The 9,259-nt window shown below is 71.0% G+C and carries 6 protein-coding genes and 1 pseudogene; 4 read left to right on the top strand and 3 right to left on the bottom strand.

Translation table 11 applies throughout. From position 1 onward, the window contains the following. Positions 1-918: putative PEP-binding protein (locus ACXAID_RS25180; RefSeq protein WP_475024908.1), on the top strand; the 918-nt coding region annotated here is incomplete at its 5' end. Positions 919-921: 3 nt separating this feature from the next. Here ACXAID_RS25180 and ACXAID_RS25175 read toward each other — a convergent pair. Beyond that, entirely contained in the window at positions 922-1,077 is a 156-nt protein-coding gene (locus tag ACXAID_RS25175) for a hypothetical protein (protein WP_475024907.1), read from the bottom strand. Positions 1,078-1,194: 117 nt separating this feature from the next. Between ACXAID_RS25175 and ACXAID_RS25170 the strand changes: the two genes are divergently transcribed. Then, the gene (locus ACXAID_RS25170) at positions 1,195-2,928 is read left to right on the top strand and encodes a hydroxysqualene dehydroxylase (RefSeq protein ID WP_475024906.1); all 1,734 of its coding nucleotides are present in this window, start codon (positions 1,195-1,197) and stop codon (positions 2,926-2,928) included. Between the two features lie 21 nt (positions 2,929-2,949). Here the strand turns inward: ACXAID_RS25170 and ACXAID_RS25165 are convergent, their stop codons facing one another. Beyond that, positions 2,950-5,733, bottom strand: a complete 2,784-nt coding sequence (locus ACXAID_RS25165) for a helix-turn-helix transcriptional regulator (RefSeq protein ID WP_475024905.1) — start codon at positions 5,731-5,733, stop codon at positions 2,950-2,952. A 154-nt stretch (positions 5,734-5,887) separates the two neighbouring features. On the opposite strand from ACXAID_RS25165, the gene ACXAID_RS25160 reads away from it, so the two are divergent. Together ACXAID_RS25160 and ACXAID_RS25155 are read left to right on the top strand one after the other, a co-directional pair. Continuing rightward, positions 5,888-7,129, top strand: a complete 1,242-nt coding sequence (locus ACXAID_RS25160) for a DUF5995 family protein (protein WP_475024904.1) — start codon at positions 5,888-5,890, stop codon at positions 7,127-7,129. A gap of 27 nt (positions 7,130-7,156) precedes the next feature. Next, positions 7,157-8,130: pseudogene (locus ACXAID_RS25155) on the top strand (pirin family protein). Positions 8,131-8,138: 8 nt separating this feature from the next. Here ACXAID_RS25155 and ACXAID_RS25150 read toward each other — a convergent pair. Continuing rightward, positions 8,139-9,259, bottom strand: a 1,121-nt coding sequence (locus ACXAID_RS25150; RefSeq protein WP_475024903.1) for an FUSC family protein, incomplete at its 5' end; no start/stop codon positions are given.

Genomic DNA, 9,259 nt, shown 5'->3' with positions numbered 1-9,259 from the left:
GCCCACTGGTCCGGGCCCGGCGCCACCGCCGACGGCCACGCCGTCGCCGTACTGGCCAACGTGCAGGACGGAGCCGCCGCGCGCTCGGCGGCCGAAACCCCCGCCGAGGGAGTCGGACTGTTCCGCACCGAGCTGTGCTTCCTGAACACCGACACCGAACCCAGCGTCGACGAGCAGGCCGACATCTACAGCGAGGTGCTCGAGGCGTTCGCCGGCAAGAAGGTCGTCGTGCGCACCCTCGACGCCGGGTCGGACAAGCCGCTCGAATTCGCCGGGCACCCCGACGAGGCCAACCCCGCACTCGGCGTGCGCGGCATCCGCATCGCCGAGCACAACCCCGGCCTGCTCGAGCGCCAGCTCGACGGAATCGCCGAGGCGGCCAAGCGAACCGGCAACCAGCCGTGGGTGATGGCGCCGATGATCGCCACACCCGACGAAGCCGAACGGTTCGCCGCCAAATGCCGCGAGCGCGGGCTCACCCCGGGAGTGATGATCGAGGTCCCCGCCGCGGCGCTGCTGGCCGAGCACGTGCTGGCCCACGTCGACTTCCTGTCGATCGGAACCAACGATCTGGCGCAGTACACGATGGCCGCCGACCGGATGTCGGCAGATCTGGCCACGCTGACTGACCCGTGGCAGCCGGCCGTGCTGGCGCTGGTCGCGATGGCTGTGCGCGCCGGGGCTGCCGCCGGCAAGCCGGTCGGTGTGTGCGGCGAAGCCGCCGCGGATCCGCTGCTGGCCTGCGTGTTGACCGGATTGGGCGTCACGTCACTGTCGGCGGCCGCCGCGGCGGTGCGGGGCGTCGGGGCCAAACTCGCCCAGGTGACCCTGCCGCAATGTCAGCAGGCGGCCGCCGCGGTCCTGGCCACGGCCAGCGCCGCCGACGCCCGTGCGGCGGCACTGGCCGTGCTCAGCTGAGGCCTAGAACCAGACTTTTCGACCGCCAACCGGCTTGCCGATGGCGCCCAGAATCCACAGCACGATGCCGACGACGACCAGAATGCCGCCGATCGTGTACAGAATCGACAAACTGGTGAAGTAGCCGATGAGCAGCAGAATAATGCCGAGCACGATCATGATCACTCCAAATCTGTTGGGGCAACGGGAAAATATGCCACCGGTCTAGTTGCCTGATCCGTCAGATCCGAAACCCGGCACTGCCGCGGGGCCCGGCCGCTGGTTAGGGTGATCGGCGTGACCAGCGTGGCGATCCTGGGTGGGGGAGTCGGCGGGCTCAGCGCGGCACACGAACTGGCTGAGCGCGGCTTCGAAGTGACCGTCTACGAGGCGCGCGACGCCTTCGGCGGCAAGGCGCGGTCCATGCCGGTGCCTGGATCCGGGAGTGGCGGGCGGCCCGACCTGCCTGGTGAACACGGATTCCGCTTCTTCCCCGGCTTCTACCGGCACATCACCGACACCATGAAACGGATCCCGAGCGGCCCGGTGACGGTCTACGACCACCTGACCCGGTGCAGCGAGGTCCTGATGGCCCAGGGCGACGGCCGCACCGAGATCGTCACCCCGCTGGGCATCCCCAGAACCCTCGACGAACTGCTCACCGGCCTGCGTGGGCTGCGCGAGATCGCGTTCAACGCCGGTGTCCCGCTCGCCGAGTTCGCCTTCTTCATCGACCGCATCCTGACGATGATGACCTCCTGCGACGAACGGCGACTGCACGAATTCGAGCAGATGAGCTGGTGGGAATTCGTTGCCGCAGAAGGAAAAACGCCGGCCTACCAGAAGTTCCTCGCGACCGGGATGACCCGGACCCTGGTCGCGGCCAAGGCCGAGGACATGTCGGCGCGCACCGGCGGGGCCGTGCTGTGCCAGCTGATCTACGACATGCTCCAGCTCAACAGCCGGGTCGACAACGTCCTCGACGGCCCGACCAGCGAGGTGTGGATCGATCCCTGGCTGGACCACCTGCGGGCCCGCGGCGTGACGCTGCGGCCGGGCTGCGAAGTCGCGGGCATCCACTGCGACGGCCAGACGATCACCGGTGTCACCGTCAGCACCCCGCACGGCGCCGAAGCCGTCGACGCGGACCTCTACATCGCCGCACTGCCGGTCGAGCGGCTGCGCGAACTGATCTCACCGGCCATGCGCGCCGCCGACCCGGCGCTGGCGCGGCTGGCCGGGCTGCGCTGGGACTGGATGACCGGCGTCATGTTCTACCTCGACACCGACGTGCCGCTCGAGCACGGCCACGCCATCTTCATCGACTCCGAGTGGGCGCTGACCGCGATCTCCCAAGGCCAGTTCTGGCCCGACGTGGACCTCGAACAGCGCGGTGACGGCCGGGTCGAGGGAATCCTGTCGATCGACGTCTCGGCCTGGGACGTCCCGGGACCGGTCACCGGGAAAATCGCCAAGGCCTGCACCAAGGAGGAGATCCGCCGCGAAGTCTGGGCGCAGCTGGTCGACCACATCGACGACGGCTCCCTCGACGAGTCCAACGTGGTGGCCTGGTTCCTCGACCCGGCGATCGAGTTCCCCAACCCGGGCCGGGCCACCAACGCCGAACCGCTGCTGATCAACACCCCCGGCTCCTGGGCGAACCGGCCCGGCGCGGCCACCGCCCTCCCCAACCTGTTCCTGGCCGCCGACTTCGTCCGCACCCACACCGACCTGGCGACCATGGAAGGCGCCAACGAGGCGGCGCGCGCCGCCGTCAACGCCATCCTCGACGCGCTGGGCTCGACCCAGCCGCGATGCGACGTGCACCGGCTGGAGGAACCCTGGGTGCTGTGGCCGTTCCGCCAACTCGACCGGCTGCGCTGGAAACTCGGGCGCGCCACGGCCCGGCCGCCGTTCCGCCTCAACGACGCCGGCACACTCGAACCCACCGGCCCGATGGCGCGCGCAGCGCTGCGGGCGATCCGGCTGCGCGAGGGCAGGCCGGTGCTGACCGAACCGGCGCGCCGCTGAACGCACCCGCGGCACGGGCGCTCAGGGAGCCGGGTCGATCCGGCGCCCGAGTTCGGCCCGCGAACGGATCCCCAGCTTGCGGTACACCCGGCTCAGGTTGGACTCCACGGTCTTGGCGCTGATGAACAGCGCCGCGGCGATGTCGCGGTTGGTCATCCCGGAGGCCGCCAGTTCGGCCACCCGTTGTTCGGTCGGCGACAGCTGCGCCTCGGGGCCGCGCTTGACGTTCGTGCGGGCCAACTCGGCACGCGCCCGGCGGACCCACAGCGCGCACCCCATCGACTCGAAGGCGCCCAGCGCGTCCTGCAGTGTCGCCGCGGCCGAGTCCTTGAGCTTCTTGCGGCGCTGCAGCTGCCCCAGCAGCAGCGCGGTTCTGGCCCGCTCGAACGGCATCGGCAGCCGATCGTGTTCGGCCATGGCCTGCTGCGCCGAGGCCACCGCCTCATCCACCGAGCCGCGGGCGGCCAGCACCATCGCCCGGCAGCGGGCCCCGGTCGCCAGCATCCACGCGCGGTCGAACCGCCGGCCCTGCGACAGCAACAGGTCACAGATCTCGCCCGCGTCGTCGAGCCGGCCCAGCCCCACCATCGCCTCGGCGGCGTCGGGCAGGAACCAGCCCTGCATCAGCTCGATACCCGGCACCCACGGCAGCCGGTCGACCAGCGGCTGCAACGCGGTGACCGCGGCCTCGTGATCGCCGCGGGAGACCGCGAGGAAACCCGCCGTCATGTGCGCCCAGTCGGCCATCCGCACCGAACCGGACTTGTCGACGGCCTCCAGCACCGCAGCGCAGTCCGCCTCGGCGAGCGAGACCTGCCCGCGGTAGGCCGCGACGGCGGCGCGCACCGTCAGCGGAATGACCTCGACATGCTCACCGCCGAGCTGCTGGGCCCGCTGCACCGCCTCATCGGCCAGCAGCGCCGCCGTGCCCAGATCGCCGCTCCACATCGCGATCAACGCGCTGTAGGCCTCCACCGCCATCATGTTGCGGTCGTCGCCGCGCTGCACGCAGTGCTCACGCACCGCCTGGATCTGAATCCGAGCACTGTCGAGATCGCCTGTCCAGGCCGCGATCAACGCCGCCACCATGCTCGCCCGATACGGGGTGGGCACGTCGTCGTCGGGTTCTTCGAGCTCCAGCGCGCGCTGCAGGGCGGCCCCGTCGAGCCCGTGGCCGTGAATGAAACCGGTGTGCACCCACATCGTCAGAGCCTGGGACAGCACCGACGGCGCACCGAGATCCTCGGCCACCGTCACCGCCCGGCGCGCGGTGCCCATCATCTCGTCCACCCACCCGGCGGGGTCGCTGCCGTCGGCCAGTGAGCCCATCCCGCTGGCGAACGTCAACGACATCAGGGTCTGCACCAGAACCGGCGGCGCGTCGGCGGCGTTCTCGGCGGCCTGCTTCAGCAACGCCGCCGCAGGTACGAAGTTGTTGTCGTAGATCAGCACGGCAGCAAGCAGATTCAAGGCGATCGCACGCAGCCACCCCGGCCGCAACTCGTCGAGGACGTCCTCGATCAGGGCGCGGGCACGGTGGGTGTCACCGGCCTGGAAGTGATCGCCCGCGGCGCGGATCCGGCGCATCGGCTTGTCGCCGCCCAGGCCGATCGCGAGCTCGAGGAGTTCGGCCGCCGCCGCCGGCGAGCCGCGCTCCCGGGCGGCCTGCGCGGCGGAATCGAGTGCGCTCAGCGTGGACTCGTCGGAGGTGGTGGCGGCCAGCGCCAGGTGGCGGGCCCGCAGCTCGGGTAACTCCTCGACGGTGGCAAGGACACGGTGCACCGCGCGGCGCCGCCCGGGTGCCGCCTCGGAGTACACGCCGCGGGCGAGCAACGGGTGGGTGAAGTTCACCCGCACGCCGTCGATGGCGACGACCCCGTCGCGCTCGGCCTCGGCGAGGAGTTCGAGGACATGCCCGACGGTGGTCCCGGCGGCGCGGGCCAGCAGCTCGACGGTGGCGGCCGAGACCGAGGCCAGCGTGAGCAGCACCTCGGCGGTCTCCCCGCGATAGCCGGCGGTGCGGGCCCGCACCAACTCCGCCAGGGTGGGCGGCAACTCCGGCTGCGCGTGCGGCTCGGCGCTGTCGAGCACCCGGGCGAGTTCGATGGCGTAGAACGGGTTGCCGCCGCTGATCTCGGAGATGCGCACCAGCACCGCACGCGGGAAACCGTGGCCGAACCGATCGACCAGGACACTGTGCAGAGCGCCGATGGACAACGGCCACAACCGGACCCGTGCGACCTCGTCGGGGCGCTCCAGCTCCAGCCAGGACGTCGCCGCCAGGCCGTCGACGTCGCGACGCTCGGTGGCCAGCACGCCGATGTGCCCGTGCAGCCGGCGGGTGGCGAAGGCCAGGACGGCCCTGCTCGAGGGATCCAGCCACTGCGCGTCGTCGATCGCGATGACCGTCGGCGCCTGCGCCGCGACGGCCTCGACGAGGGCGCCGAACGCCGCTGCGGTCACCCGCTGATCGGTCGCGGGCCCCTCACCGCCGGCCCGGAACAGGACCCGGTTGACCGCCAGCCGCTGCAGCTCCGGCAGCTGCGCGAGCACCACGTCGTCGATGTCGGCGAGCAGGTCGGCGACCGCGGCGTAGGCCAGCACCGACTCGGCCTGCCCCACCCGGGCGCAGAGCACCCGGTAGCCGCGCTGCCGGGCGGCGGCCACGGCCTGCGACCACGCCGTCGTCTTGCCGATGCCGGCTTCGCCCTCGAACACCAGCGCCGCCGGACCGGTGCCGACCGATGCCAGGAACTCGGTGACGGCGGGCTCCTGCGCAGTAGGGCTCGCCGTCTCGGTCGTCATCGCAGCATCATCGCAGCCGGCGAATCGGCGTGCTTCGCTACCGGCGAATCAGCTTTGCTCGATGTCCACGATCAGGTCCGCGGCCACTCGCAGCCCGTGATACAACGGGCATGGTCGGCGGGTGGCCGGTCCGCGGGGGGTAGGGGGAGCTGCAATGGACGGTGCCGGATCCGGAGCGCGGCAACACATCGACGCCGAGGCGGCGCAGGCACTGCAGGCCGATTCGCTGTGCATGCTCGGCGAGCTCTGCGTCTCGGTCGACGACGGCCTGGCCGAACTCGCCGCCCCGGCGGTGCGATCGCTGAGTTCGGCCGCCGGGGAGGCAGCCGACCTGCTGGCCGGGCTGCGAGCCGTCGAGACCGCCCTGGTCGGTGCGGCCGACTTCATCACCGAACGCACCGGCGACATCGTGGCCACGCTGCCGGCCGCGACGATGGTCGATCTGGACGGCATCGACGGCTCGGCGCTGATCGAGCGGGGTCTGGCCACGCTGCAACGGATGCGTGGCGAACCCCCCGAATCAGGCTCCGGACAGGGCCCGGACTCCGGCCCACCCGCCCCGGCCGGGGCGGCGGCGATCGGCGGGTGGCCGCCGGGGCCGACGTCCTACCCGGTGGCCAAGCTCCCCCGCCTCGAGCGGGTGCGAACCGTCGACGACGTGATCGCGAGATTCGACGAGATCATCGACTGGTCCATCGAATTCGGAAACGGCATCGGCTATTTCGCGACCGTCTACAAGAGGGCCACCCTGGTGATCCGGGACAAGGTCGCCGCCGGGGACTACTTCGACGACAACGCCCGGATGGTGCGCTTCGACACCGTCTTCGCCCAGCGCTACTTCGACGCGCTCAACGCCTACTTCCACCCGGCGGACTACGAAGCACCCACCCACGTGTGGCAGTGGTGCTTCGACGGACACGAATACGACGAGCCGATCATCCTGCAGCACATGCTGACCGCGGTGAACTCCCACGTGAACCTCGACCTCGGGATCGCGGCGGCGATGGTCGGCACCGACGACATGGCGTCCCTGGAAGCCGACTTCAACCGGATCAACACGCTGCTCGCCGACGAGGTCGCGATCTTCCTCGACACCGTCGCCGAACTCTCCCCGCGGGTGAAGCTGATCCGCGCGATCCTGCCCTGCGAGGACCCGGTGCTCAACTACGTGCTGCGCATCTTCCGGGACCTGGCCTGGGCCTTCGCCAACCAACTCGACGTCCACCAGCGTCGTCGCCGGGCCTACATCGGGATCCACGACGCCTGGGCAGCCGTGTTGGGCTCCTACTACCTGCACACCAGTGACACCATCAACCGGCTGATCGAGTGGATCGCCGAAGCCGAGAGCCGCGACGTGGCCCACAACGTCCGGGTGCTGGACGGGCGCGGGAATTGATCGGACCGCAGTCCGGTTGGCTGGGGCATGCCTGCCGTCACCGCAGAAACGCTCACCCTGCCCCGCATCACCGGACCGACACCGACCGGCCGGCGCGATCACTGACCACCGGCCCGCGCGGCTACGAAGGCGAGGGATTCCCCGTCGTGCGCGCATTCGCCGGCGTCAACGCCCGCGACCTGGATCCGTTCGTGCACATGGACCAGATGGGCGAGGTCGAATACCAGCCCGGCGAACCCCGCGGCACCGACTGGCACCCCCACCGCGGATTCGAGACCGTCACCTACATGATCGACGGCAGCTTCGCCCACCAGGACTCCCACGGCGGCGGCGGCCTGATCACCGACGGCGCCGCCCAGTGGATGACCGCCGGGTCGGGCATCCTGCACATCGAGACCCCGCCGGCCGAACTGGTCGACAGCGGCGGGCTGTTCCACGGCATCCAGCTGTGGGTGAACCTGCCCAAGCGCGACAAGTTCGCCGACCCCAGATACCAGGCCATCGAGGGCAACCAGGTGGCCCTGCTGTCCAGCGCCGACGGCGGCGCGCTGGTGCGCGTCATCGCCGGCGAGATCGACACCACCCAGGGACCGCGGCGCGGCGCCGGCTCGACACACACCCCGATCACGTTGGCGCACGCCACCATCGAACCCGGGGCCAGGCTCAACGTGCCCTGGAACCGGGACTTCAACGCGCTGGTGTACGTGCTGTCCGGGGGCGGCGCAGTCGGCCCGGTCGCCCACCCCATCCATCAGGGGCAGCTCGCCGTGCTCGGACCCGGCGACCGCGTCAGCGTGACCGCGGAGCCGAACCAGGATTCGAACCGGCCCGCGCTGGAGGTTCTGCTGCTGGGCGGCAAACCCATCCGAGAACCCGTCTTCCAGTACGGCCCGTTCGTGATGAACTCCAAGTCCGAGCTGATCGAGGCCGTCGAGGACTTCAACGCCGGCAAGTTCGGCGCCGTCCCGCCCGACGCGCTGCGGCCGCACCGCCCCCGCTGATCCGGCGATCAGGCGGGCTCGGGCTGCAGCGGGTAGATCAGCTCCAGCTCGCCGAGCGCGGCGGCCACGGTCAGCAGCGGCAGCGCCGCCGCGACGCCGAGGTCGTCGTCGGGCACCTCCGAGCGCAGCGCGCGCACGAAGTCGTCGCTGATCGGCACCCACGCCTGCGTCGCATCGAAATGCCCGGCCAGCCGGTCGCAGATCGCCTCGACGTGGAACTCCACCACCTTCCGGACGTTGGGATAGGCGGCCAGCGGCGGCGGAGTCGGGATGTCGGCGATCAGATCCGCCGTCGCGCGCAACCGGATCGCACGGTTGAACGAGCGCACCACCGGTGCCCGGAAATCGGTCTCCCCGCTGCTCTCCGACAGATACTGGCGCACCGCGTCGTCGACCACCCGGGACGCGACGAGCGCGTCGTGGCTGAGCAGGGTGACCTCGTCGCGGCGCTCCTCGAACGCCCCGCGGGTGATCCGCAGCACCGCCACCCGCAGATAGCGGGCGAACAGGGTCCGCGCGGCATCGATCGAGCGGGTCACCGACGCGGTCGCGCCCCGCGGCCACAAGAGCAGCGACACCGCCACCCCCACCAGCGCGCCGACCACCACGTCCTGCACCCGGACCAGGCCCACCTGCCACCCGCTGGGGGCGATCAGGTTGAAGAAGATCAGCACCATCATCGTGAACGCAGCCTGCGCGGCGGTGAACGACGCGATCTCGGGCACATAGGCCGACCCGAACACCACCACCGGCATCAGCACCCACAACACCGCGGGGTCCACCCCGACGAGGCTGATCAGCGACGCCCCCAACAGAAATCCGATCGCCGTGCCGATCACCGCACGCCACACCCGGGTGCCGGTGGTCAGCGCGCTGGAACGCAGCACCGACAACGCCGCCAGCACGACCCAGAAACCGTGCTCGACGGGAAACCACTGGGTCACCGCCACGGCCAGCGCCAACCCCAGCCCGGTGCGCAGGCTGTTACGCACGGCCACCGAGCGGTTGGCCACCAGGCCGGAGGTGAACTGCGCGGCGGCCACCGTCTCGGGCCACAGCCGTTCCGACGCCCCGGTCTCGGGCACCCGCACACCCAGCGCCCGGGCCCACACCGGCCGCGCATCGGCGG

It is taken from the genome of Mycobacterium sp. ABE4_509 (assembly GCF_056160785.1).
Note: the sequence above shows the minus strand (reverse complement) of the source record. Positions and strands in the feature narration are given on the sequence as shown.